Genomic DNA, 22157 nt, shown 5'->3' on the forward strand with positions numbered 1-22157 from the left:
AAGTGTCGCATGGAACAAAGACCCCTCGCAGCGGCGGCTGGGCCGCCGGTGGCCTAAGATGGCGGCTATGAAGATCCAATTGCTCTCCGACCTGCACCTTGAAACCGATCCTGATTTCCTGGCCCGGCCCGCGCCCGGCGCCGATCTGCTGGTGCTGGCCGGAGACGTCGGCTCGTACCGCCGCGGCTCGCTCATGACCGGCGACGACTTCGGCCTGGGCAGCTATGCGCCGAACAAGGGCTGGCCCACGCCCGTGGTCTATGTCCCCGGCAATCACGAATACGACAACGTCGATTTCGATGAGACCCACGCGCGGCTGCGCGAGCTTTGCGGCGAACTCGGCATCCACTGGCTGGAGCGCGAGACGCTGGTCATCGATGGCGTGCGCTTTGTCGGCACCACGCTGTGGACGGACTTCGACGCGCTGGCCGCGCCCGGCGACACCGTCGGCGGGGCATTGAAGAAGCGCGAAAAAGCTTTCCGCGCGGCGGACTTCTATCTGGAAAAGGCCGAGATGCGCCGCAACGGCGCGCCCTTCATGGCCGAGCAGATGCGCGAACAGGGGCTGCTCTGCCAGCAATGGCTGCAAGACGCGCTGCGCACGCCGCACGACGGCCCCACCGTGGCCATTACTCACTTCGCCCCCACCTTGGCGAGCGCGGATCCGCGTTACGGCGTCACCCCCGGCACAGCGGGGTTCTGCAATGCGCTGGACGCCCTGCTGCCCCTGGCCGACGTCTGGATGCACGGCCATCTCCACTGTCCGCAGGACTATGTGAAGAATGGCTGCCGCATCGTGGCCAATCCGCTGGGCTACGCCAAGAAGGGCGAACAGCAGGACTTTGCGCCTGACCGCCTGTGGGACGTGACGGCGCCTAGAACTTGAGGCTGGCGCTCAAGGCATAGGTGCGCGGGTCGCCCGCCTTCACGTAGTCCGGCGACTGGTATAGCCAGTAACGCTTGTCGGCCAGATTGTTGATGCCCGCGCGGAACGTGGTTTCGTAGCCGTAGATGCGCGTGTCGTAGGTGGCGCCGATGTTGACGATGGCGTAGTCGGGTACCTGGACCGCGTTCGAAGCGCCCAACATGGTGCTGCCGGTGTACTTCACGTCGGCCCTGAGCTTAAGGCCAGGCAATTGCGGCACCGAATACGCAACCTGGGCGGCGGCGACGAACTTGGGCGCGCCCGCGACGCGGTTGCCGGTGAAGCTGGAGCCCTTCTTGTATTCCGAGTCCAGGAACATCAGGCTGCCGCCCACGTTCCAATTCGTCGCAATGCGCGTGGAGGCGCCCAGTTCCAGGCCTTGGTAGATCGACTTGCCGTCCTGCACCAGCTCGTTGGCGGCGTTGGTGTATTCCGCCTTCTTCTCGATGCGGAACAGCGCCGCCGTGGCGGCCCAGCCGTCCTGGTTGGTCTTGATGCCCAGTTCATACTGCTTGCTCTTGAGCGGGTCCAGCAGCGCGCCGAAGTTGGCGTAGGTATTGCCCACCGACGAACCCGGCTCCAGCGACTCGATGTAGCTGGCATAGGCCATGGTCTGCGGCGTAATGTTGTACATCAGCGCCACCGTCGGCGTCAGCACGCCGTTCTTTTCGTAGCGCGAATTGCGCGCGCCCGCCGCATTGAAGCCGACCTGTTCGTAGTCGGTGTAGCGCAGGCCGCCCAGCACGGACCAGCCGCCGGTCAGATCGATGGTGTCGCTCGCGAACAGCGCCTTCTGCGTGATCTCGGCGGCGCGGTACAGATCCAGGCCGCCCTGGCTGTAATAGGTGTTGGTGTTCTGCGTGCGCAGGTTGCCCGTGCCTTGCAGCTGGTACACGCCGTCGACGCTGTAGTCGTTCTTCTGCTTTTGCCACGACGCGCCCGCCACCACCAGGTGTTTCAGCGGGCCGGTGCTGAACCGGCCTTCGAGCATGCCTTGCCATTGGTTGTAGGCATAGGCCTCGCCGTAGTCCGAGCGGTAGTCCTGGTAGTCGCCCGCCTGGTTCTGCAGGAACAGCACCGATTCATTGCGCCGGGTACGGGTGGAGCTGTAGCTGTAGTCGGTGCGCACCGACCAATCGGAAGACAGCTGGTACTTCAGTCCGGTCGAGTAGAAGCGGAATTTATTGTCCGCATACGGCCCCTCGCCCACCATCCTGCCGTTGTCGTTGCGCACCGGCGGCGGCAGCTCCGAGCCCGCCATCTGCCCGGCGTAGATGGTCGGCTCCTGGCCGATCGCCTTGCGGTTCTGGTAGATGGACTGGAAGTCCCAGCTCAGCTTGTCGGTCAGGCGGGCGTCCAGCGCCAGCGACACCGAATCCCGGTACAACGAGCCGCCGTTGTAGGTATTGCCTTCTTCGTGCGTGGCGTTCAGGCGATAGCCGAACCGGCCGTCGCCGCCCACGCGTCCGCCCAGGTCGACGTGTTCGCGCAAAAGTCCCTTGGACACATAACCCAGTTCGATGCTGCGCACCGGCTCGTCGGTCGGCTTCTTGGTGACGTAGTTGATCAAGCCGCCCGGCGATCCGAAGCCGTACATGAAACCGGATGCGCCCTTGAGCAGGTCGATCTGCTCGAAGTGCTCGTAAGGCAAGGTCGTGACGTAGCTAAGGAAGGGCTTGCCGTCGATGCGGTAGGAATTCTGCCAATCCAGCGGCAGGCCGCGTACGCTCAAGTAGCTTGCCCAGGCCCCATAGGAGGCGCTGTTGTCGGTGACGGATGCGTCCAGGGCGAACACGTCGCCCAGCTTGTTGACCTGCCGCTCCTCGATATCCGCGGCAGTGACCACGGTCGTGGAAAACGGCGTCTCCAGCTGGCTGCGGTTGCCCAACGCCCCGCTGTTCACCGGCGCGGACAGATGTTCCAGCGTGTCGTCCACCGAGGTCGCGTTGACGGTCACCGCCGGCAACTGAGCCACGCCTTGCGCATCCCCCGCGTCCTTGGGCGGCGGCGCCGTGGCGCCCTGGGCATGGACGCCCGCGGAATGAACGATGCCCAGGGTCAGGGCTAGGGCATAGGGCGCAACTGCATGCCGCGCGTGCTTGCGCGCGCGGCACTTCCTGGCGGAAGCGGGACGGACCACGTTGAATTCTCCAGAGCGGGAGGGGAAGAAATGGCAATTTCTTATAAATAAGACTGATTCGCAATTATATTATTAACTGCGAACTTCCCCATGCCGCTCTGGCCCTGCGGTTCACTGCTTGGACGCTTTCTCCAACTGATCGCGCAGCCGCTCCTCCTGGGCGCGCAGCTCCGCCGTGAACTCCTCGCCGAAGTCATCGGCCTCGTACAGCGGACGGATCTCGATATCGGACGGGCCGGGCATCGGATTGGGGCAGCGCTTGACCCATTCGATCGCCTCCTGCAGCGAGGCGCACTCCCAGAGCCAGTAGCCGGCGATCAGCTCCTTGGTTTCCGCGAAGGGGCCGTCTATCACCTGCCTGCTGCTACCGGAAAAATGCACCCGCGCGCCCTTGGAACTGGGTTTCAGGCCGTCGCCCGCCAGCATCACGCCCGCCTTGACCAGCTCCTCGTTGTACCGCCCCATGTCGGCCAGCAGTTGCTGGGTGGGCATTACCCCTGCCTCGCTATCGGCGGTGGCCCTGACTTGAACCATGAATCGCATCTCGGTCTCCTTGTGTGGATGGTGGAACTTGCATGCTCCATCGACACGACGAACCGCGCCAGACGAAATCGACAGCCGCCAGGAAAAAAAGTGTATCCGTGGCCGGATCGGCATCCTCCATGAAAAAACCCATGACGCCCCGGAAAGCGTCATGGGTTCTGGCCGCCATGGCGGACGGGGCGGTCAGCGCATCACGGGGCGGGATTTGGCTGGCGCGCGTGGATCTTGTCGATTGCCTCCAGCGCCTCGGTCGAGAGGGTCACGTCCACGCTGTCGATGTTCTCCTTCAGCTGTTCCAGCGTGGTGGCGCCGATCAGGTTGCTGGTGACGAAGGGGCGCTGGTTGACCCAGGCCAGCGCCAGGTGCGTGGGCGAAATGCCGTGCGCGCGCGCCAGCTCGACGTAGGCGCGGGTGGCGATCTCGGCCTGCTCGTTGCTGTAGCGGGTGAAGCGCGTATAGAGCGTCAGGCGGGCGCCGGCCGGGCGCGCGCCGTCCAGATACTTGCCGCAAAGCATGCCCATCGCCAGCGGCGAGTAGGCCAGCAAGCCCACGCCTTCGTGGTGCGAGTACTCGGACAAACCGATCTCGTAGACGCGGTTCAACAGGCTGTAGGCGTTCTGGATGGTTGCAATACGCGGCAAGCCCTTGTTCTCGGCATGACGCAGGAACTGCCCCACGCCCCAGGGCGTTTCATTGGACACGCCAATGTGGCGCACCTTGCCGGCCCGCACGAAGTCCTGCAGCACTTCCAGGGTTTCCTCGATCGGCACGGTGTATTCGTCCTGGACCCAGGGATAGGACAGCTTGCCGAAGGTGGCCGTCGTGCGGTCGGGCCAATGCAGCTGATACAGGTCCAGGTAGTCCGTCTGCAGGCGCTTCAGGCTGGCGTCCAGCGCCGCGGTGAGGTTCTTGCGGTCCAGGTGGGTCTTGCCGTCGCGGATGTGGCCAGGGCGCTTCGCGTCGCGCACGGGGCCCGCCACCTTGCTGGCCAGCACGATGTCCTGGCGGCGCTTGCTGCGCGCCAGCCAGGTGCCGATATAGGTTTCGGTCAGGCCCTGCGTTTCGGGCTTGGGCGGCACGGGATACATTTCGGCGACGTCAACCAGATTGATGCCACGCTCCAGGGCGTAGTCGAGCTGCTGGTGCGCCTCGGCTTCGGTGTTCTGCTCGCCCCAGGTCATGGTGCCCAGTCCGATCAGGCTGACATCCAGGTCGGTACGGCCGAGTTTGCGGTATTTCAATTTCTGCTCCGTGCTGTCGCTTACAAGGGAAGCGACACCTTACTCCAAGACGCTTTTCAAATACCTGGCAAGGTTCCGCGGCTGCGGGTTATTCGCCCCTTGCCCGCCGCGCCGCACTCGGCATACGCTCTATCCGCAAATAACCACCGGAAATCAACGTGCTGCGCGAAATTGATGAAACCTACGTGTTTTTCATCTGCGTCATCGTTTGCCTGGCCATCATCGAGCTGGGCTTCCGGTTGGGGCGCAAGCGCCGCCGCGCATCCGACGACGCCGCCAAGACCCATATCGGCGCGCTCCAGACCGCCTTGCTGGGCCTGTTGGCGCTGCTGCTGGGCTTTACCTTCGCGATGTCGGTGACGCGTTTCGAGACGCGCAAGAACCTGGTGCTGGAAGAGGCCAACGCCATCGGCAATGCCTACTGGCGCTCGCAGCTGCTGCCTGCGGCCGCGCGCGAACCCATCGCCAAGCTCTTGCTGGAGTACACGACGACGGCGCTGGAGTTCAGCGACGCCGACAACGACAAGGAGCGCCTGGCGGCAGCCGGCGCGGCCTCGCGGCGCATCGAGCGCCAGATCCGGAGCACGGCTGCGAGCGTCCTGGAGAATCCGCCCTCGATATCCACGGTCATGTTCATCCAGGCTATCAACGAAATGGCGCAGGTCAACGAAAAGCGCCGCGTCGCGCTGGAAAACCACGTGCCCGAGCCCGTCTTCTATCTGCTCTTCATCGTCACCGGCGGCGCAATGGGTTTCATCGCCTACGGCACGGGGTTGCACAAGCGCAGGCGGCTGATCTCGACCGGCCTGTTCGCCACGCTGATTTCCCTGGTGCTGACCTTCATCCTGGACATCGACCAGCCAGCCAGCGGCGTCATCATGGTCAGCCAGGAAAGCATGGTGCGGATGAAGGCAACGCTGGAGCAGGAGCGGTAGGCAGCGCCCCTGCGCCAGGCCTGGAGCTTCAGTTCGCCTTGCTGGCCAGGGCAGCGGTCGCAGGCTCGCCCGCGTCCGCACAGGCCGCCGGGCTGCGCTCGGCAAGCGCTTCCAGCAACTCTGACGACGGCACGAAGAACAGGCCGCCCGTGACCGCGTGGCTGAAATCGAGCAGGCGGTCGTAATTGCCGGGCGGACGTCCGACGAACATGTTCTCCAGCATCAGCTCGATGGGACGCGGCGAACGCGCGTAGCCGATGAAGTAGGTGCCGAATTCCCCGGATCCCGGCCGGCCGAACGGCATGTTGTCGCGCAGGATTTTCAGTTCCTGGCCGTTTTCCTCGATGGTCGTCAGGGCGCTGTGCGAGGACGAGGGCTTGATGTCGTCGTCGAGTTCCACGTTGGACCACTTGTGGCGGCCGATGACCCCTTCCTGGCCTTCGACCGTCAGCGCATTCCAGGCCTTCATGTCGTGCAGGTACTTCTGCACCAGCACGTAGCTGCCGCCGGCGAACTCGGCATCTTCGTCGCCGATGACGGTGAAGTCGAACGCCTCCTGCCCTTCCGGATTCTCGGTCCCGTCCACGAAGCCGATGATGGCGCGCCGGTCGAAATAGCGAAAGCCGTGGACTTCATCCACGACCGTCACGGCATCGCCCAGGCCGCCCAGCAGCAAGGTGGCCAGTTCGAAACAGAAATCCATCGAGTCGGCGCGGATATGCAGCAGCAGGTCACCCGGCGTCGCGACGGCCAGTCGTTCGCCCGAACCGAACTCGCGGAAAGGATGCAGCGCGGTGGGGCGCGGCGCGCCGAAAAGCGTGTCCCAGGCCGTGGAGCCGAAGGCGGTGACACAGGAAAGATTCTGCTCGGGCGCGCGCGTGCCCACGGTGCGGACGAGGCCGCCGACATCGGCGCACCAGCCGCGCACGGTTTCGGCGGCGGCGGCGCCCTCGTTGAGCGTGGCCACAATGAAAATCGCGTGGCGGGTAGTCGTGTTGTGGACGGCTTGGGATACGGGTTGACGGTCAGACATCGGATCGGGGACCTCAAGAAAGCGAGCGCGGCGGCGCGGAAGGGCTAGTCTGATTCTAAGCGCGGACTGTGTATGGGCGCACCCGATTGGTTACGGCACCGCCCTCAACCACTCGCTCACCACATCCAGCACGATGCGGCTTTGCTCGCGGTGCGGCACATGCCCGCAGTTCTCCAGCAGCACGGGGCGGCCGCCGGCCAGCGCCGCGATCTTTTCCTGGTGCTTGGGGGAACCGTACTCGTCGATTTCGCCATGCAGGGCAAGCACGGGGCAACGCACCTGGCGCAATTGCTCGTCCAGGTTCCAGGCGGCAAACTCGGGCGACAGCCAGGTGTTGATCCACGCGCCCAGCACCCATTCGGCTTTCTCGCCGTGGTACTTCTTCAGGCGGTCCAGCTGGCCGGGTTCGGCGAAGTTCCGCTTGGCGGCCCGGATGCCTTCCAGCGTGCGGTCTTCGGCAAACATCTGCGCGGACTCGGTGATCAGCGCCCGGCAATCTTCTGCGTACACGCCAGCGCTGCAGACGGCCATGCCACCGCCCACGCTGTGACCGAACCCCACATAGGGGCCGACGCCCAGCGCTGCGCGCAGGCTGCGGAATCCGTCCTGGGCTTCGTCTTGCACAAAGCCGGGTTCGAACACGGCGGTATTGGGATCGGAGCGGCCAAAGCCCAGGCGGTCATAGGCGATGACGCTGCGCCCGGTGGCCTGCGCCAGTTGTTCGGGAAAATCCCGCCACAACTCCACGCAACCCAGCGAATCATGGAACAGCACGATGGGCGCTGCGGCGGCGGCCTCCCCGGCGGGGTCCCAGCGCCGCGCGAAAAGGCGGCCCTGGCTGGTGTGCACGTAGACATCCTGGCTGGTAATGGCAAGCATGAAAAGTCCTGGCGAAAGTATGCGGCGATGCGCCACCGCACCGCGCTCCGATTATAGGAAAGCCGGCAGCCTCACCGCAGTCCGGACACGACGCCTGCGGCGATGATAAGCAGGACCAGCGCGGAAATCGCCGTGTAGGCGTAGTCGCGCTCGCGCAGGAAGATGGCCAGCATCAGCGCCACCCGCGCCACCGGCAGCACGATGAACAGGGCCACCCCGGCCTTGACGAGTTCAAGATCCCGCAGGCCGCCATGCGCGGGCAACAGGAAATCCACAGCCATGCCGGCGGCGATGAGGGCCGAGGCGAGCCAGGTTCCGTACCACAGCAAGCCGGCGATGACGCGGTCGCGCCGCGCCTGTTTGTCCAGCGCCTGCGTCATGCCGGGCCTCCCGGAATATGCACGCCCAACGCGCTCAGCAGCATCTGCACCGCCAGCAAGGACAGCACGATCACGAAGAAGAGCCGCAGCTTGTCCGCCGGCAGGCCCATCAGCAGGCGGGCGCCGAGCAAGGCGCCCGCGACCGAGCCCAGCGCGACCGGTCCGGCGATGCCGATGTCGATGTCGCCGCGCACGAAATAGGCGCCCGCGCTGGCGGCGGCGGTCACGCCGATCATGAAGTTGGACGTCGCCGACGAGACCTTGATGGGCAGCTTCAGCGCGGCGTCCATGGCCGGGATCTTGAGCACGCCCGAGCCTATGCCGAGCAAGGCCGAAATCAGGCCCGCGCCGTACATCAGCGACAAGCCCAGCGGTACCCGGTCCACCTGGTAGTGCACCTCGCGGCCCAGCGCGCGGTCGGGAAAGCTTGCGTGCAGGCGCAGCGCGGTGGCCCAGCTGGCGGCGCCTGGCGGGCTGGCGACGGCCTCGCGCCGGCGCGCCAGCATCTGCTGCGCGGACAGCGCCAGGATGACCGCGAACAGGCCGTAGAGAAATCCGGTCGAGACGATGCCGATAAGGAACACGCCGGTCAGCGCCCCCAGCGTGGTGGCCGTTTCCAGGACGATGGCCAGCCTGACGTTGGTCAGCCGCCCTTTCAGGAACGGCGCGGCGCTGCCGCAGGAACAGGCGATTACCGAGATGATGCTGGCCCCGATGGCCACATGGATGTCCACGCCGAACAGCAACGTCAGGATGGGCACGATGAAGATGCCGCTGGCCATCCCCAGCACCCCGCCCAGCGCGCTGGCGCCGAAGGCGGCGGCGAACAGCCAGAAGATCGTCGAGGTCTCCATGGCCGCCGGTTCAGGTTGGCTTGCGCGGCTGGCGCGACAGCCGGGTGCTGAAGCGGATCAGGTCGCCGCGGTAGTACAGCTTTTCGTAGTCCACCGGCCGCTGCGCCTCGGTGTAGGACGTGCGCTCGATGAGGAAAATCGGGCTTCCCGCCGCGACGCCCAGCGCTTGCGCGACGCGTTCGTCCGCCGTGACCGCTTCCAGCTGGTACTCGGCCTCGATCAGAGGCAGGTCGTAGCGCAGCTCCAGCAGGTCGAAGATGGGCTCGGCCTCCAGGTCGTTGCTGGCGACTTTTTCGCCCACGTCCAGCGGCAGATAGGTTTCATCGAACGACATGGCCACGCCGTCCGCCAGCCTCACGCGCTCGATGCGATAGACCATCGCGCCGCGCGCCACGCCCAGTTGGCGCGCGACGTCTTCCGTGGCCGGCACCGGCCGCTTGTCCAGCAGGCGCGCCGTCGCCCGGCGGCCGAGCGCGGTCATGTCCTCGACAAATCCGCTCAGGGCCGTCAGCGTCTGCGTCAGCTTGGGTTCCGTGACGAACGTGCCTTTGCCGCGCCGGATCTCCGCCAGCCCGCGCGCGACCAGGTTTTCCACCGCCTTGCGCACCGTGCTGCGGCTGACCGCGAAGCGCTCGATCAGCTGGTCTTCCGTCGGCAGCCTGTCGCCAGGCGACAGGCTGCCGGACGAGATTTCCGCGGCCAAGGCCATTTCCACCCGGGCATAAAGAGGAGCATATTCGGCGTCGTTTTTCATGAAGCCATCATAACATCATGATGTCATGATGACTAAAGCATCAAGACGCGTTACGGATGACAACGCCGGCAACTGGTAGTCTTCGCAAGCCTGCCCGGCGCCTCCCGCGCCGGCGCCCACTCTCAAGCGAGACACGATATGAGCAATTTCATGCACAGCGCCTCCGTTCCCGTCCTGACGCAAATGCTGTCGGCCCTGTCCGACGTGCTGAAGAAAGCGGAAGCCCACGCCACGGAGAAGAACATCGATGCGGACGCCTACCTGGGCGCCCGCCTGTTCCCCGACATGTTCCCGCTGGCGCGCCAGGTGCAGATCGCTGCGGATTTCGCCAAGGGCATCGCCTCGCGCCTGGCTGGCGCGGAAGTGCCTTCGTGGCCTGATAGCGAAACCAGCTTCGCGGGCCTGCAAGCCTTGATCGCCAAGACGCTGGAACACCTGGGTTCGTTCAGCCCCGAACAATTCGCGCAAAGCGAAGCGCGCGAAATCGTGCTGCGCCCGGGCACGCCCAAGGAAAAGAAGCTGAGCGGCAGCGCCTATCTGCTGCACTATGGGCTGCCGCAGTTCTTCTTCCACGTGACCACGGCCTACGACATCCTGCGCCACAACGGCGTGGAAATCGGCAAGCGCGATTACATGGGCAAGTACTGATCCGTTTCAGCGGGCCCCAGCCCTTGGGGCCCGCGCCCGGCTGCTACTCCGCGTAGCCCGGGTTGCGGCGGTCCAGGCGGCGCAGCAGTCCCGGCCAGGCCAGCATGGCCTTGTGCGCGCGGTCGGCCTGCGATTCCACCGTGGCGTTCTTCAGGATGTCGGGCGGGATGTAGGTCAGTTCGCCGCCGGCCTGGGCCCGCACCTGCACCATGCAGGCGGCCTCCAGCCGGTGCATGGCCTGGAAGGCTTCGGCCATGCTTTGCCCCACGGTCAACAGGCCATGGTTGCGCAGGATGAGATAGGTGTTGCTGCCCAGGTCCCGCACCAGGCGCGGCTGTTCCTCGGGATTGAGCGCCAGGCCTTCGTAGTCGTGGTAGCCGAGCGACCGCAGCACGATGAACGCGAACTGCGACAACGGCAACAGCCCGGCCTTCTGCGCCGACACCGCCACGCCGTTGATGGAATGCGTATGCAGCACGCACATCGCGTCCTTGCGGGCAGCGTGGATACAGCTATGGATGGTGAAACCGGCGGGATTGATGTCGTACTCCGACTCCATCACCTTGCGTCCGTCCAGGTCGATCTTGACCAGGCTCGATGCCGTGATTTCGTCGAACATCATGCCGTAGGGGTTGATCAGGAAATGTTCGGTCCCCGGCACCTTGGCCGTGATATGGGTGAAGATCAGATCGTCCCAGCCGAACAGCGCCACCAACCGATATAGCGCCGCCAGATCCTTGCGGACCTCCCATTCCGTTGCGCTGACCTGTTCGCGCACGCTGGCGCCCTTGCCTACGGTATCCATGTCGTCTCCGTGTTTTGATGATTGCCCGCCGTGATGGGGCGGACACTGTCTGGCACTTTATTCGTTTTGGTGGCGGCAAGCACGGGACGCGGCCAGGGAGCGGTCACCGCGCCCCATGAAAAAAGCGCCCACCCGGGCGCCCTCCTCGTTTCCCGCCGCTTACTGCGGTTCGATCTTCGCGTCGACCGCGCGCTGGGTCCAGACCTGGCGCTGCGACTGTGCGAAGGCCTGGTGCTCGGCCACGGTGTTGGGCGAGACCTGCATGCCCAGGGATTCGAAGCGTTGCAGCACGTCCGGCTCGCGCAGGATGGCGGCGACTTCCTGGTTCAGCTTCTGCACGATGGCGTCGGGCGTCTTGGCCGGCACGGCCACGCCGACCCACACGACCAGGTCGAACTTCTGGTAGCCCAGTTCGGCCAGCGTCGGCACGCTGGGAAATTCCTTGGCGCGTTCATGGCCCGTGTAGGCCAGTCCGCGCAGCTTGCCTGCCTGCATGAACGAGGTCACGACAGAGAGGTCGGCGAACAGGTAGTCGACGTGGCCGCCCAGCAGGTCGGTCACGGCCGGCGGCTGGCTCTTGTACGGCACGCCGTTGGCCGCGGCGCCCGCCACGGTGTTGAAGGTGGCGCCGGCGATCTGGCTGGTGGGCGAACCATACGCGTAGTTCAGGGGCTTGACCTGCGTGGCCTTGACCAGTTCCTGCAGCGACTTGTAGGGCGCGTCCTCGCGCACCACCAGCATCATCGGAATGGTCGCGATACGCACGACGTGGGTGAAATCGCCGGTGGGATCGAACGGCAGCTTGCGGAACAGCGCCGGCGTGGCCGAGTGCGTCGAGCTGCTGGTGAGGATCAGCGTGTAGCCGTCGGGCTGGGCGCGCGCGACGAACGAGGCGCCGATGGTGCCGGACGCGCCGGGCTTGTTCTCGATGACGACGGGCACGTTCAAGCGCGGACCGAGCTTCTCCGCGATGATGCGCGCGCTGGTGTCGGTGGCGCTGCCCGGCGAGAACGGCACGACGATGGTGATGGGCTTGTCGGGATACGCGCCCTGCGCCAGCGCGGTGGACGGCAGCGCGCCCGCAAGGGCGGTCAGGACGGTGAGGCTGCCGGCGGCCAGCAGGCGGCGGCGGACGCCGAACGGTCGGATCATGCTTGTCTCCTGTGAGGGGCCGCGGGTCGGCCTCTTGAACTCTGACCGTATGATGCTTGCGACCCGCTTATCCCAACAAGGGACTAATTTTCATAGACTTATTCCAAACCAGGATTAATTCTCTGAAGCCTGGCGCTGCCGCAGATATTCCTCGGTCGCCTGCAGGAAGGCCGAAGCCGCCAGCGACAGCCGCGCGTTGCGCCGCTGGATCAGCCAGAGTTCATGTCCGTGCTTGCGCGCGCCGTCGATGGCGAGGATGCGCAGGCCCAGCTGCCGCGCCAGGTCGCAGGCATAGCCGGGCACGACCGTTATCCCCAGTCCCGCGCCGACCAGCTTCAGCGCCGAGGTCAGCATGCCGGCCTCGATGCGGTAGCGGAACTCCAGGTTCAGGTCGGCCGCCACGCGGTCCAGGCTGCGCCGCACGCTGTACACGTTGCGCAGCATGATGTGATCGTGAGCGGCCACGTCGGCCCACGACACCGAACGCTTGCGCGTCAGCGCATGGCGCGGCGCGCACACCGCGTACATGGTGTCGCGATAGATGACTCGCGTGGCCAGCTCTTCCGAAGGGGTTTCGACCGAGACGATGCCGAAGTCGGCGCGGCCGTTGCGCACATGCTCGATGGTGTCGTCGGTGGAGAGCTCGAACAGGTCCAGCTTCACGCTGGGATGCGCGCGGTGATAGTCGGCCACCACCTCGCCCAGCAGGCCGACCATCATCAGCGGCGAAGTGGCCACGCCCACCGTGCCGCGCTCCAGCGTGCGCAGGCCGGACATGCTGCGCTCGGCGGCGCGCACGGTGCCCAGGATTTCCTGGGCGTAGGCGTAGAAATCCGCCGCGCCGTCGCAGGGAGTGACGCTGCGTGTGGAGCGCTCGAACAACGGTTGGCCGACCTCGGCCTCGAGTTCGGCGCAGAGCTTGCTGACGGCCGATTGGGTCACGAAGGCCGCGCGCGCGGCCGCCGTGAAACTGCGCAGTTCGTATAGCGCGCAAAACACGCGCAATTGCTTGAGAGTGATGTTCATGGTCGAAGTCGCCGCCAGGCGCCGCCGGCCATGCCGGCCTCAGCGCGCAGGCTCGAGCATATCGCGATCGGCGTCCTGGCGCGGGGCCTGGCGCCTGATCTCGCCCGGGGTGCGCGAGAAGCGCACCGGGATGCCGGCGGCCATCAGCGGCCCTTCGGTCGGATGTTCCACGCGTTGGAAAAATCCCGTCGCCTTCAAATGCGGATCCTCGAACAGGGCTTCCGGCGTGTTCACGCGCGAATGCGGAATGTCCGCGTCCGCCAGCAGCGCCAGCCATTCCCCGGTGCCGCGCAAGGCGACGATGTCCGCCAGGTCCTGATAGAGCTCGTCGAAGTGCCGCGCGCGCGAGGACGCGTCGACATAGCGCGCGTCCGCCGCCAGGTCGGCGCGTTCGGCCAGGGCGAAGAAGCGCCGCCACTGCGCGTCGGTGTATGGCAGCAGCGCCAGGTAGCCGTCGCGCGTGCGGTAGGGACGCCGCTGCGGCGACAGCACGCGGCTGTAGCCCATGGGTCCGCGCGGCGGCACGAAGCTGTGGCCGCTCATGTGCTCGATCAGCGTGAAGGACACCAGGGTCTCGAACATGGGGACTTCGACGGCCTGCCCCTGCCCCGAACGCTCGCGCTCGTACAGCGCCATGGGTATGGCGTAGGCCAGCGTCAGCCCCGCCACCTTGTCGGCGAGGATGGTGTTGACGTAGGCAGGCGCGCCGCTGTTGCGGCCCTGCAGGTCGGCCAGGCCGCTCATGGCCTGGATGATGTCATCGAAGGCCGGGCGCGCCGCATAGGGGCCGTCCTGGCCGAAACCCACGGCCGAGCAATGGATCAGGCGCGGATTGCGCGCGCGCAGCGTATCCGCGTCCAGGCCCAGGCGCGCAAGGGCCGCCGGGCGCACGTTGGACACGAACACGTCGGCGCCGTCGATCAGGCGCAGCAGGCTGTCGCGGTCGGCCGGCGTCTTGGCGTCCAGCGTCACGCTGTACTTGTTGCGGTTGAGATTCAGGTAGGCCGGCCCCATGCCCGGGCTCGCGGCCGGGGCGGAGGTTCGGAACACGTCGCCTTCGGGCGCCTCGACCTTGATGACCTCGGCGCCCATGTCTGCCAGGATCTGCGTGCCGTACGGCCCCATGGCCACCGACGTCATGTCGATGACGCGCACGCCCGCGAGCGGGCCGGCCATTACTTGGCCTCCTGCTGCTTCTTGCGGTTGACGAAGGGCGCCATGTAGCGGCGCGGCTCGTCGCTGGTGAAGGCCTCGCCGAACGCCGCCACGCTGCGGTCCAGGCCGGCTTCGACGCTGGACTCGCTCCAGTAGCGCAGCAGCGCCTTCTGCGAACGCACGGCGCGCGGGCCGCTTTCGGCGATGGGCGTCACGGTGCGTTCGACCAGGGCGTCCAGCGCGCCGGTTTCGCTGACGAATTCCAGGAAGCCCCACTGGCGGGCCTGGGCCGCGTCCACGGTCTCGCCGGTCAACAGCAGCCAGTTGGTGGGGCCAGGGCCGATGATGGCCGGCAGCAGCACGGCATGGATCACGGACGGAATGCCCACGCGCACTTCGGGCATGCCGAAGACCGCGTCCGTCGATCCCAGGCGGATGTCGCAGGCCGCGGCCAGCTCCATGCCGGCGCCCAGGCAGAAGCCCGGAATGCGGGCAATGGTGGGAACGGGGATCGCGGCCACGGCGTCGCACAGGTCGCGCAGCCGGGTGATGAACTCGCGCGCGCCTTGCGGATCGAGCTCGGCCATTTCATAGATGTTGGCGCCGCCCACGAAGGCGCGCTCGCCCGTGCCGCGGATGACGACCGCGCGGGCGTCGTCCTGGGCCGCAATCCAGCGGGCGGCCTCGGTCAGGCTCAGCGTGACCGCCGAGGCCAGGATGTTCAGGCTCTTGGCGTCGTGGATCTGCAGGGTATAGACGCCACGCGCGTCGCGGGTCACGAGGGCATGGGAAAAGGCGGGAATAGGCGCAGTCATGGAAACTCCAGCTAGGGTCATGTCACCGATGCTAAGGGCGAGGTTTCATCACAACAAACGAGTAATTTTCATGAAATAAGTCTTGAATGGAATAAATACCTAACCGCTGGCGGCTTGGGTACGATAGCCGCCTCTTGCGGGAGTCGCACCATGGGTATCACGCTGCGCCAGCTCCGGGCCTTCTGCGCCGTGTACGAGCTGAAGAACTTCACCCGCGCCGCCGAGGCGCTCAACCTGACGCAGTCCACCGTCAGCAAGCTGTGCTCCGAACTGGAGAAGGCGATAGGCATGGCGCTGTTCGAGCGCTCCGCGCGTGGCGTCGAGCTGCTGGAAGGCGCAGCAGAGCTGTATGCCTACGCGCAGGAAACCTTCGGATCGCTGCGCGCGGCCGAACGCAGCCTGAGCAGCCTGGCCGGACTGGAGCGCGGCGAGGTCTCCGTCGCGGCCTCGCCCATCATGATGCACACGCTGATCGCGCCCGTGGTGGCGCAATTCCATGCGCGTCATCCCAACATCGTCTTCGACCTGCACGAACTCACCGGCGACGAGGCCACCGAGCATGTCCTGCACGGCAAGGCCGACCTGGGGCTGGTGGCGCTGGAAAGCCAGGATCCGCGGCTGGACTGCCGCGTCGTCTACCGCGGCCCCATGTATGCCGTGGTGCCGGCCGACCACCCGCTGGCGCTATACGAAGAGGCGCGTTGGCGCCAACTGGCGCGCTACCCGCACATCCTGCTGCGCGGCACCTACACCGTGCGCCGCAAGATGGACCAGATCCTGCAGGACCAGGGACTGACGGTGCGCAGCGTGGCGCAGACCGGCAGCCTGACCACCGCCTTCGCCATGATCCGCGGCGGCATGGGCATCACGGTCATGCCGGGCTACGTGCGCCATGTCTGCCAGGAAATGGGGCTGAAGGCGCTGTGCATCGCCGACCGGCCCCAGACCCTGCATGAGCTGTCCGTCCTGCGCCGTGCCGACTACCGGCTGTCGCGCGCCGCGGCCGCATTTCTCGCTGCTTTCGAAGCCCATCTTGCAGAACAGGGGCAGCCCGCGGCGGCTGGCGATTCATCTCTTTCTTGAATGCCTTCATGATAATTAATCAATTGTTTGCATGATGGACCGCTTCCATCATTAGCGCGTCGAGGCCCCCCGCCCCATGCGCCATCCGGAAGGTCACCTCGACGCCATAACCAAGCAGGGCAAACCAGCCCGCAGGACGAGGAGACCTCCGACATGAAACTCAAGCCTGGCCTGAAGCAGCTGCTGACGCTGCTGGCCGCCCTTCCCGCCATTGCCGCCGCCGACACCTATCCGGCCAAGCCCGTCACCCTGGTGGTGGCCTATGCCCCGGGCGGCATGACCGACATCCTGACGCGCCGCATCGCGGCTGATCTGCAGACCCGCCTGGGCAAGCCCTTCGTGGTCGAGAACAAGCCGGGCGCAACCGGCCAGATCGCCACCGAGTACGTGTCGCGGCAGAAGCCGGACGGCTACACCATCCTGGTGGGCGCGACCAGCCACGTGATCAACCCCGCCATGAAGAAGCTGCCGTACAACGCCCGCAAGGACTTCGCTCCCGTGGCGCTGTTGGCCGTCAGCCCCAACTTCCTGCTGGTCAACGCCAACCAGGGCATCAAGACTTTCGCCGACTTCAAGGCCTATGCGCAAAAGCAGGCCTCGGTGCCCTATGGCACGGCCGGCGCCGGCGGCGCGCCGCACATCGTGGGCGAACTGCTGCGCGCGCAGAGCGGGCTGCCGCTGATGCACGTGTCCTACCGCGGCGCGGGTCCGGCCATGACCGACCTGGTGTCGGGCCAGGTGCCGTTCGGCATGGCCGAGTCCGTGACCGCCAACGCCTATCTGCAGTCCGGCAAGATCGTGCCGCTGGCCATCGCGTCGGCGCAGCGCCAGCCGCGCTACCCGGATGTACCCACCCTCAACGAGCTGGGCTACAAGGGCTTCGACCTCAGCACCTGGGTAGGTGTCTATGCCCCAGCCGGCACGCCCGCCGACATCGTGCAGACCCTGAACAGCGAGATCCGCAAGTCGGTGATGCAGCCGGCCACGCAGGACTACATCCGCTCCACCGGCTCGGAGCCCGGCGACATGGATCTGGCCCAGTACCAGAAGTTCGTCAGCGACGAAATGGATAAATGGCAGGCCGTCATCAGCCAGGCCGGGGTCAAGGATGAGTGAGGTCCGCATCGGCTCGCTGTCGCCGGAAGCCTATTTTGCGGAGGCGCTGCGTGCGGGACGCCTGGAGGTCCAGGTGTGCCGCAGCTGCGGGCTCTCGTTCTTCTTTCCGCGCACGCACTGCACCCACTGCCGCTCGCAGGAATATGCCTGGCGACCCATGCGCGCCGGCGCCACGCTCTATTCCTATTCGGAAATTCCGGCCACGCCGCAGGCGGCCGCGCGCAACGTGATCCTGGCCGACATGGACGAAGGCTTCCGAATGATGTCCACGCTGCTGGACGAAGGCGAGCTGCGCATCGGCATGCGGCTGACGGCGCGGCCCGACCCGCAGCGCGCCCGCGTGGTGTTCGGAAAGGAAGCGCCATGACGGACTGGAACAAGAGCCTGCGCGGCGCCATCGCCATCACCGGCTGCGCCACGGCCGGCATCGGCGACGCGGGCGGTCTGAACGACCTGGAGATCAGCTCGCTCGCGGTGCATGCCGCAGTACGCGACGCCGGGCTGCGCATGGAGGACATCGACGGCCTGATGAGCGCCAGTCTGTCCTCGTCGATGTGGCTGAACAAGCTGTCCGAATACCTGGGCCTGTACCCGCGCTTCATGGACAGCACCCAGATCGGCGGCGCTTCCTTCGTTGGCCACCTGCTGACCGCCGCAGCGGCGATCCAGGCCGGCCTGTGCCGCAATATCGTGATCGCATACGGCGCCTCCCCGCGTGGCGGCAACGGTGTTTCGGCGACCTCCGGCGCCCGCGCGCGGCTGGACCCGTTTCCGTACGAAGAGCCGTTCCAGCCCTTCAACCCGCCGACCAGCTACGCGCTGGCGACACGCCGCCACATGCATGAATACGGCACCACCCGCGAACAACTTGCCGAGGTCGCGGTGGCCGCGCGCGCCTGGGCGCGGCTGAACCCGGAAGCCTATAAGCGCGAGCCCTTGTCCATCGACGACGTGCTGGGCGCGCGCGTGATCTCCTCGCCGCTGACCGCGCGCGACTGCTGTCTGGTGACCGACGGCGCGGGCGCCATCGTGGTGACGGCCGCGCAACGCGCCGATGCCGCCCGGCCGGTGTACGTGCAAGGCACAGCCATGGCGCACTCGCATCGCCAGATCGCCTGCATGGCCGACCTGACGCGCACCGTGGCCGGACAAAGCGCCGACCTGGCGCGCGAACGGGCCGGCGTGGCGCTGGCCGACATCGACCTGGTGCAGCTCTATGACGCGTTCACCATCAATCCCATCCTGTTCCTGGAGGACATGGGGTTCTGCGCCAAAGGGGAAGGCGGCGCCTTCGTGTCGGGGGGACGCATCGCTCCCGGCGGCGAACTGCCGGTGAACACCAACGGCGGCGGGCTGTCCTGCGTGCATCCCGGCATGTACAGCATGTTCGGCCTGGTGGAAGCGGTGCGCCAGTTGCGCGGCGACTGCGGCGAGCGGCAAGTGAAACAGGCGCGCACGGCGCTGGTGCATGGCAATGGCGGGGTGTTGAGCGCCCAGGCCACCACCGTGCTGACCAATTGGATGGATTGAAGGAGATTCGACATGCTGGAAGGAAAAGTAGTGATCGTCACCGGCGCGGCCAACGGCATCGGCCGCGCCGCGGCCGTGGCCCTGGCCGCGCAAGGCGCGCGCGTGGTGGTCAATGATCTGAACGTGTCGCTGGACGGCACCAGCGCCTCGCAGAGCACGGCGGCGCAGGTGGTCGAGGATATCCGCGCCGCCGGCGGCGAGGCCATCGCCAATGGCGACTCGGTGGCCGAATACGCCAGCGCGCAACGCATCATCGAGGCCGCCGCCGACACCTACGGCCGGGTGGACGCGGTCGTGAACAACGCCGGCATCGTGCGCGACAAGATGTTCCACAAGCTCACGCCCGAGGACTTCGACGCCGTGGTCAAGGTGCACCTGTACGGCTGCTTCAACCTCAGCCACGCGGCCGCGCGGCACTTCCGCGAACAGGGCGGCGGCAGCCTGATCAACATGACTTCCAACTCGGCGGTCATCGGCAACCGCGGCCAGGCCAACTATTGCGCCGCCAAGCTCGGCATCGTCGGCCTGTCCAAGGCCATGGCGCTGGACATGGCTGCCTTCAACGTGCGCTCGAACTGCATCGCCCCGCTGGCCTGGAGCCGCATGACCGAAACCATCCCGGCCAAGACCGAGGAGCAGGCGCGCCACGTCGAGAAGATCCGCCGCATGGGACCCGAGACCATCGCGCCCCTGATCTGCTACCTGGCTTCGGACGCTTCCGCCGACGTGTCCGGCCAGGTGTTCGCCATCCGCCTGAACGAGATCTTCCTGATGAGCCAGTCGCGTCCGGTGCGCTCGGTGCACCGCTCGGACGGTTGGACCACGGAGAGCATCGCCGAACACGGCATGGCTGCGCTGCGCGCCTCCTTCATGCCGCTGGACACCTCCGCCCAGGTGTTCGCCTGGGATCCGGTCTGAGGTTCCCATGGCGTTGGACTACCGCAGCCTGAAGACCCACGTCTTCGCGCCCGAACGCCAGGCCTACGGCGCAGATGACTGCATCCTCTATGCCCTGGGCGTGGGCGCGGGCCTGGCCGCAGACGACCCTGTCGGCGACGAAACCCGGTTCATCTACGAACAGGGCCTGCGCGCCCTGCCCGCCATGGCCTGCGTGCTGGCCTACCCCGGGTTCTGGATGCGCGATCCGCGCCACGGCCTGGACTGGAGCCAGGTCGTGCACGGCGAGCAGCGCATGCGCTTCCCGCGGCGCCTGCCGGCGCGCGGCGAGGTCTTGTGCCAGATGGAGGTCACGCGCATCGCCGACAAAAGTCCGGGCGCCTTCGTCGTGACGCGACGCACGCTGCGCGACGCGGCCACCGGACAGGAATTCGCCGTCATCGAGCAACTGAACATCTGCCGCGGCGACGGCGGCTGCTCGGGCGGCGACGCCGCGCTCAGCGACGCGCTGGCCGTCCCCATCCCCGCGCCCCCCGCCACGGCGCCGGACAGCGTCATCGTCCTGCCCACCAGCCGCAACCAGGGCGCGCTGTATCGCCTGAATGCCGACCGCAATCCGCTGCATGTGGATCCAGCCAGCGCGCGACGGGCGGGCTACGAACGCCCCATCCTGCACGGCGCGGCGCTGCTGGGCATGGTCAACCGCGCGCTCGAAGCCTGCCTGCGGCAGCTGCCCGACCTGCGGCTGGGTGAACTGGACCTGCGCTTCATGGCGCCGGTCTATCCCGGCCTGGACGTGGCGGTATCGCTCTGGCCCCAGTCCGATGGCATCGCACTGGCCTGCCGCCAGGCCGGCGCCCTGTGCGCCCAAGGCCGCGCGGCGTGGACCAAGGAGGAACAATGATGAAAGACAAGACTTGCGCAAACGTGGAAGAAGCCCTGCGCGGCATCGAGCCCGGCGCCGTGATCTTCGTCGGCGGCTTTGGCGGCTCGGGCATACCCGCGCGCCTGCTGGCCGGCCTGCTGGCCAAGCAGGACGTGGACGACCTGACCCTGATCAACAACAACGCCGGCGCGGGCGAGGCCAGCTTCCTGGCCCTGGTGGCCTCGGGGCGCGTCAGCCGCATCGTCTGCTCCTATCCGCGCATGCCGGGCAATGACGTGATCCGTGAGCGGGCGCAGGCGGGCAGCCTGGCCGTGGAGGTCATGCCCCAAGGCACCCTGGTCGAACGCATCCGGGCGGGCGGCGCGGGCATGGGGCCGTTCTACTCGCCCACGGGCTATGGCACGCCGCTGGCCGACGGCCGCGAAACGCGAGTGTTCGGCGGCCGCGGCTACGTGCTGGAAGAGCCGCTGCGCGCGGACTACGCCTTCATCCGCGCCCATCGGGCAGATCAGTTGGGCAATCTGGTCTATCGCCGCGCCCAACGCAACTTCGGGCCGGTCATGTGCATGGCGGCCCGCAACACCATCGTCGAAGTCGAAGAGATCCTGCCCTGCGGCGCGCTCGATCCCGACGCCATCGTCACGCCCAGCCTGTTCGTGCACCGCCTGTTGGGGAGTCCGCAATGAAACGACTGTCACGCGAGCAACTGGCCGCCCTGGTGGCCGCCGACCTGCCGGCGGGCGCCGTGGTCAACCTGGGCATCGGCATGCCCACCATGGTCACCGACCGCCTCGACCCCGCGCGCGGCGTGCAGCTGCACAGCGAGAACGGCATCCTCGGCATGCGCCTGCTGCAAGACCACGAAATCGCCGACGGCGATCTCATCAACGCCAGCAAGCAGTCGATCGCGCTCACCGAAGGCGCTGCCATCTTCGATCACGTCTATTCCTTTTCCATCATGCGCGGCGGCCACATCGACATCACGGTGCTGGGCGCCTTCGAGGTCTCCTGCCAGGGCGACCTGGCCAACTGGTCGCTAGGCGCGGACGACCCCATGCCGTCCGTGGGCGGGGCCATGGACCTGGCCGTGGGCGCGCGCAACGTCTGGGTCATGATGGAAGCGCTGACCCGCGAGGGCGCGCCGCGCCTGCGCGGCCGCTGCACCCTGCCCCTGACCGGCGCCGGCGTGGTCGGGCGCGTCTATGCCGACATCGGCATCTTCGACGTGCGCGACGGGGCCTTCGTGCCGCTGGCCCTGGTGGACGGCCTGCCGCCCGCCGAACTGCACCGCTGGATCGACGCGCCCGTGCGCATCGCGCTCGCGCCGCGCGTCCTGCATCCCAACTCCTGATTGCTCTCA

At 66.7% G+C, this 22157-nt stretch carries 24 protein-coding genes; 11 read left to right on the top strand and 13 right to left on the bottom strand.

From position 1 onward, the window contains the following. Nucleotides 1-67: 67 nt before the first annotated feature. On the top strand, nt 68-886 hold the full coding sequence (locus ACZ5YA_RS16075) for a metallophosphoesterase (RefSeq protein ID WP_251879408.1): 819 nt from the start codon (nt 68-70) through the stop codon (nt 884-886). On the opposite strand, the gene ACZ5YA_RS16080 is transcribed toward ACZ5YA_RS16075, so the two are convergent. The 3 genes from ACZ5YA_RS16080 to ACZ5YA_RS16090 form a co-directional block, all read right to left on the bottom strand. After that, nucleotides 876-3065: a TonB-dependent siderophore receptor gene (locus ACZ5YA_RS16080; protein WP_464092766.1), complete on the bottom strand. Its 2190-nt coding sequence runs from the start codon at nt 3063-3065 to the stop codon at nt 876-878. The two genes, ACZ5YA_RS16075 and ACZ5YA_RS16080, sit on opposite strands and share 11 nt — an antisense overlap. A gap of 111 nt (nt 3066-3176) precedes the next feature. After that, on the bottom strand, nt 3177-3608 hold the full coding sequence (locus ACZ5YA_RS16085) for a YciI family protein (RefSeq protein WP_059378736.1): 432 nt from the start codon (nt 3606-3608) through the stop codon (nt 3177-3179). 191 nt (nt 3609-3799) lie between these two features. Then, nucleotides 3800-4849 carry an NADP(H)-dependent aldo-keto reductase gene (locus ACZ5YA_RS16090; protein ID WP_059378734.1) on the bottom strand — a complete coding sequence of 350 codons (1050 nt, stop codon included), beginning with the start codon at nt 4847-4849 and terminating at the stop codon, nt 3800-3802. Nucleotides 4850-5007: 158 nt separating this feature from the next. On the opposite strand from ACZ5YA_RS16090, the gene ACZ5YA_RS16095 reads away from it, so the two are divergent. After that, entirely contained in the window at nt 5008-5784 is a 777-nt protein-coding gene (locus ACZ5YA_RS16095) for a bestrophin-like domain (RefSeq protein WP_118932937.1), read from the top strand. Between the two features lie 28 nt (nt 5785-5812). Here the strand turns inward: ACZ5YA_RS16095 and ACZ5YA_RS16100 are convergent, their stop codons facing one another. The 5 genes from ACZ5YA_RS16100 to ACZ5YA_RS16120 form a co-directional block, all read right to left on the bottom strand. Continuing rightward, nucleotides 5813-6817 (bottom strand): Dyp-type peroxidase, encoded by a 1005-nt coding sequence (locus ACZ5YA_RS16100; RefSeq protein ID WP_464092767.1) that lies wholly within the window; start codon nt 6815-6817, stop codon nt 5813-5815. Nucleotides 6818-6907: 90 nt separating this feature from the next. Next, the gene (locus ACZ5YA_RS16105) at nt 6908-7696 is read right to left on the bottom strand and encodes an alpha/beta fold hydrolase (RefSeq protein ID WP_059378728.1); all 789 of its coding nucleotides are present in this window, start codon (nt 7694-7696) and stop codon (nt 6908-6910) included. Nucleotides 7697-7767: 71 nt separating this feature from the next. Then, nucleotides 7768-8076, bottom strand: coding sequence for a DUF1634 domain-containing protein (locus ACZ5YA_RS16110; protein ID WP_059378725.1), 309 nt, complete (start codon nt 8074-8076; stop codon nt 7768-7770). Continuing rightward, nucleotides 8073-8930 (bottom strand): sulfite exporter TauE/SafE family protein, encoded by an 858-nt coding sequence (locus tag ACZ5YA_RS16115; protein WP_118932935.1) that lies wholly within the window; start codon nt 8928-8930, stop codon nt 8073-8075. Before ACZ5YA_RS16115 ends, ACZ5YA_RS16110 begins: the two co-directional genes overlap by 4 nt. A gap of 10 nt (nt 8931-8940) precedes the next feature. Next, on the bottom strand, nt 8941-9684 hold the full coding sequence (locus ACZ5YA_RS16120; protein ID WP_059378721.1) for a GntR family transcriptional regulator: 744 nt from the start codon (nt 9682-9684) through the stop codon (nt 8941-8943). Between the two features lie 138 nt (nt 9685-9822). Here ACZ5YA_RS16120 and ACZ5YA_RS16125 point away from each other — a divergent pair, with 138 nt between their 5' ends. Continuing rightward, nucleotides 9823-10332 carry a DUF1993 domain-containing protein gene (locus ACZ5YA_RS16125; RefSeq protein WP_059378719.1) on the top strand — a complete coding sequence of 170 codons (510 nt, stop codon included), beginning with the start codon at nt 9823-9825 and terminating at the stop codon, nt 10330-10332. 43 nt (nt 10333-10375) lie between these two features. On the opposite strand, the gene ACZ5YA_RS16130 is transcribed toward ACZ5YA_RS16125, so the two are convergent. The 5 genes from ACZ5YA_RS16130 to ACZ5YA_RS16150 form a co-directional block, all read right to left on the bottom strand. Continuing rightward, entirely contained in the window at nt 10376-11137 is a 762-nt protein-coding gene (locus ACZ5YA_RS16130) for a class II aldolase/adducin family protein (protein ID WP_059378717.1), read from the bottom strand. 159 nt (nt 11138-11296) lie between these two features. Further along, complete coding sequence (locus ACZ5YA_RS16135) at nt 11297-12289, bottom strand: Bug family tripartite tricarboxylate transporter substrate binding protein (protein ID WP_464092768.1); 993 nt, start codon at nt 12287-12289, stop codon at nt 11297-11299. Between the two features lie 114 nt (nt 12290-12403). After that, nucleotides 12404-13315, bottom strand: a complete 912-nt coding sequence (locus ACZ5YA_RS16140; RefSeq protein ID WP_059378714.1) for a LysR family transcriptional regulator — start codon at nt 13313-13315, stop codon at nt 12404-12406. 39 nt (nt 13316-13354) lie between these two features. Then, nucleotides 13355-14491, bottom strand: coding sequence for a CaiB/BaiF CoA transferase family protein (locus ACZ5YA_RS16145; RefSeq protein ID WP_059378713.1), 1137 nt, complete (start codon nt 14489-14491; stop codon nt 13355-13357). Continuing rightward, a complete protein-coding gene (locus ACZ5YA_RS16150; RefSeq protein ID WP_059378711.1) occupies nt 14491-15285 on the bottom strand; it encodes an enoyl-CoA hydratase in 795 nt (264 codons plus the stop codon). Before ACZ5YA_RS16150 ends, ACZ5YA_RS16145 begins: the two co-directional genes overlap by 1 nt. A 150-nt stretch (nt 15286-15435) precedes the next feature. Here ACZ5YA_RS16150 and ACZ5YA_RS16155 point away from each other — a divergent pair, with 150 nt between their 5' ends. The 8 genes from ACZ5YA_RS16155 to ACZ5YA_RS16190 all read left to right on the top strand — a co-directional run bounded on the left by ACZ5YA_RS16155 (nt 15436) and on the right by ACZ5YA_RS16190 (nt 22148). After that, nucleotides 15436-16368 (top strand): LysR family transcriptional regulator, encoded by a 933-nt coding sequence (locus ACZ5YA_RS16155; protein WP_251879397.1) that lies wholly within the window; start codon nt 15436-15438, stop codon nt 16366-16368. A 153-nt stretch (nt 16369-16521) separates the two neighbouring features. Then, nucleotides 16522-17484: a tripartite tricarboxylate transporter substrate binding protein gene (locus ACZ5YA_RS16160; protein WP_118932931.1), complete on the top strand. Its 963-nt coding sequence runs from the start codon at nt 16522-16524 to the stop codon at nt 17482-17484. After that, a complete protein-coding gene (locus ACZ5YA_RS16165; protein ID WP_118932930.1) occupies nt 17477-17851 on the top strand; it encodes a Zn-ribbon domain-containing OB-fold protein in 375 nt (124 codons plus the stop codon). The genes ACZ5YA_RS16160 and ACZ5YA_RS16165 overlap by 8 nt, the downstream gene beginning before the upstream one ends. Then, the gene (locus tag ACZ5YA_RS16170) at nt 17848-19014 is read left to right on the top strand and encodes an acetyl-CoA acetyltransferase (RefSeq protein WP_118932929.1); all 1167 of its coding nucleotides are present in this window, start codon (nt 17848-17850) and stop codon (nt 19012-19014) included. The genes ACZ5YA_RS16165 and ACZ5YA_RS16170 overlap by 4 nt, the downstream gene beginning before the upstream one ends. Before the next feature lie 12 nt (nt 19015-19026). After that, the gene (locus ACZ5YA_RS16175; RefSeq protein ID WP_059378701.1) at nt 19027-19932 is read left to right on the top strand and encodes an SDR family NAD(P)-dependent oxidoreductase; all 906 of its coding nucleotides are present in this window, start codon (nt 19027-19029) and stop codon (nt 19930-19932) included. 7 nt (nt 19933-19939) lie between these two features. Further along, nucleotides 19940-20815: a MaoC/PaaZ C-terminal domain-containing protein gene (locus ACZ5YA_RS16180; RefSeq protein WP_464092769.1), complete on the top strand. Its 876-nt coding sequence runs from the start codon at nt 19940-19942 to the stop codon at nt 20813-20815. Beyond that, nucleotides 20815-21483 (top strand): 3-oxoacid CoA-transferase subunit A, encoded by a 669-nt coding sequence (locus ACZ5YA_RS16185; protein ID WP_464092853.1) that lies wholly within the window; start codon nt 20815-20817, stop codon nt 21481-21483. The genes ACZ5YA_RS16180 and ACZ5YA_RS16185 overlap by 1 nt, the downstream gene beginning before the upstream one ends. After that, the gene (locus ACZ5YA_RS16190) at nt 21480-22148 is read left to right on the top strand and encodes a CoA-transferase (protein WP_464092770.1); all 669 of its coding nucleotides are present in this window, start codon (nt 21480-21482) and stop codon (nt 22146-22148) included. The genes ACZ5YA_RS16185 and ACZ5YA_RS16190 overlap by 4 nt, the downstream gene beginning before the upstream one ends. The last annotated feature ends 9 nt before the right edge of the window (nt 22149-22157 follow it).

The organism is Achromobacter sp. JCM 18799 (assembly GCF_055395645.1).

Bases quoted from the DNA above. Each gene is read 5' to 3' on its own strand.
- ACZ5YA_RS16075 (WP_251879408.1), top strand. From the start codon at position 68: ATGAAGATCCAATTGCTCTCCGACCTGCACCTTGAAACCGATCCTGAT.
- ACZ5YA_RS16085 (WP_059378736.1), bottom strand. From the start codon at position 3,608: ATGCGATTCATGGTTCAAGTCAGGGCCACCGCCGATAGCGAGGCAGGG.
- ACZ5YA_RS16100 (WP_464092767.1), bottom strand. From the start codon at position 6,817: ATGTCTGACCGTCAACCCGTATCCCAAGCCGTCCACAACACGACTACC.
- ACZ5YA_RS16105 (WP_059378728.1), bottom strand. From the start codon at position 7,696: ATGCTTGCCATTACCAGCCAGGATGTCTACGTGCACACCAGCCAGGGC.
- ACZ5YA_RS16110 (WP_059378725.1), bottom strand. From the start codon at position 8,076: ATGACGCAGGCGCTGGACAAACAGGCGCGGCGCGACCGCGTCATCGCC.
- ACZ5YA_RS16115 (WP_118932935.1), bottom strand. From the start codon at position 8,930: ATGGAGACCTCGACGATCTTCTGGCTGTTCGCCGCCGCCTTCGGCGCC.
- ACZ5YA_RS16120 (WP_059378721.1), bottom strand. From the start codon at position 9,684: ATGAAAAACGACGCCGAATATGCTCCTCTTTATGCCCGGGTGGAAATG.
- ACZ5YA_RS16125 (WP_059378719.1), top strand. From the start codon at position 9,823: ATGAGCAATTTCATGCACAGCGCCTCCGTTCCCGTCCTGACGCAAATG.
- ACZ5YA_RS16130 (WP_059378717.1), bottom strand. From the start codon at position 11,137: ATGGATACCGTAGGCAAGGGCGCCAGCGTGCGCGAACAGGTCAGCGCA.
- ACZ5YA_RS16135 (WP_464092768.1), bottom strand. From the start codon at position 12,289: ATGATCCGACCGTTCGGCGTCCGCCGCCGCCTGCTGGCCGCCGGCAGC.
- ACZ5YA_RS16140 (WP_059378714.1), bottom strand. From the start codon at position 13,315: ATGAACATCACTCTCAAGCAATTGCGCGTGTTTTGCGCGCTATACGAA.
- ACZ5YA_RS16145 (WP_059378713.1), bottom strand. From the start codon at position 14,491: ATGGCCGGCCCGCTCGCGGGCGTGCGCGTCATCGACATGACGTCGGTG.
- ACZ5YA_RS16150 (WP_059378711.1), bottom strand. From the start codon at position 15,285: ATGACTGCGCCTATTCCCGCCTTTTCCCATGCCCTCGTGACCCGCGAC.
- ACZ5YA_RS16155 (WP_251879397.1), top strand. From the start codon at position 15,436: ATGGGTATCACGCTGCGCCAGCTCCGGGCCTTCTGCGCCGTGTACGAG.
- ACZ5YA_RS16160 (WP_118932931.1), top strand. From the start codon at position 16,522: ATGAAACTCAAGCCTGGCCTGAAGCAGCTGCTGACGCTGCTGGCCGCC.
- ACZ5YA_RS16165 (WP_118932930.1), top strand. From the start codon at position 17,477: ATGAGTGAGGTCCGCATCGGCTCGCTGTCGCCGGAAGCCTATTTTGCG.
- ACZ5YA_RS16170 (WP_118932929.1), top strand. From the start codon at position 17,848: ATGACGGACTGGAACAAGAGCCTGCGCGGCGCCATCGCCATCACCGGC.
- ACZ5YA_RS16175 (WP_059378701.1), top strand. From the start codon at position 19,027: ATGCTGGAAGGAAAAGTAGTGATCGTCACCGGCGCGGCCAACGGCATC.
- ACZ5YA_RS16180 (WP_464092769.1), top strand. From the start codon at position 19,940: ATGGCGTTGGACTACCGCAGCCTGAAGACCCACGTCTTCGCGCCCGAA.
- ACZ5YA_RS16185 (WP_464092853.1), top strand. From the start codon at position 20,815: ATGAAAGACAAGACTTGCGCAAACGTGGAAGAAGCCCTGCGCGGCATC.
- ACZ5YA_RS16190 (WP_464092770.1), top strand. From the start codon at position 21,480: ATGAAACGACTGTCACGCGAGCAACTGGCCGCCCTGGTGGCCGCCGAC.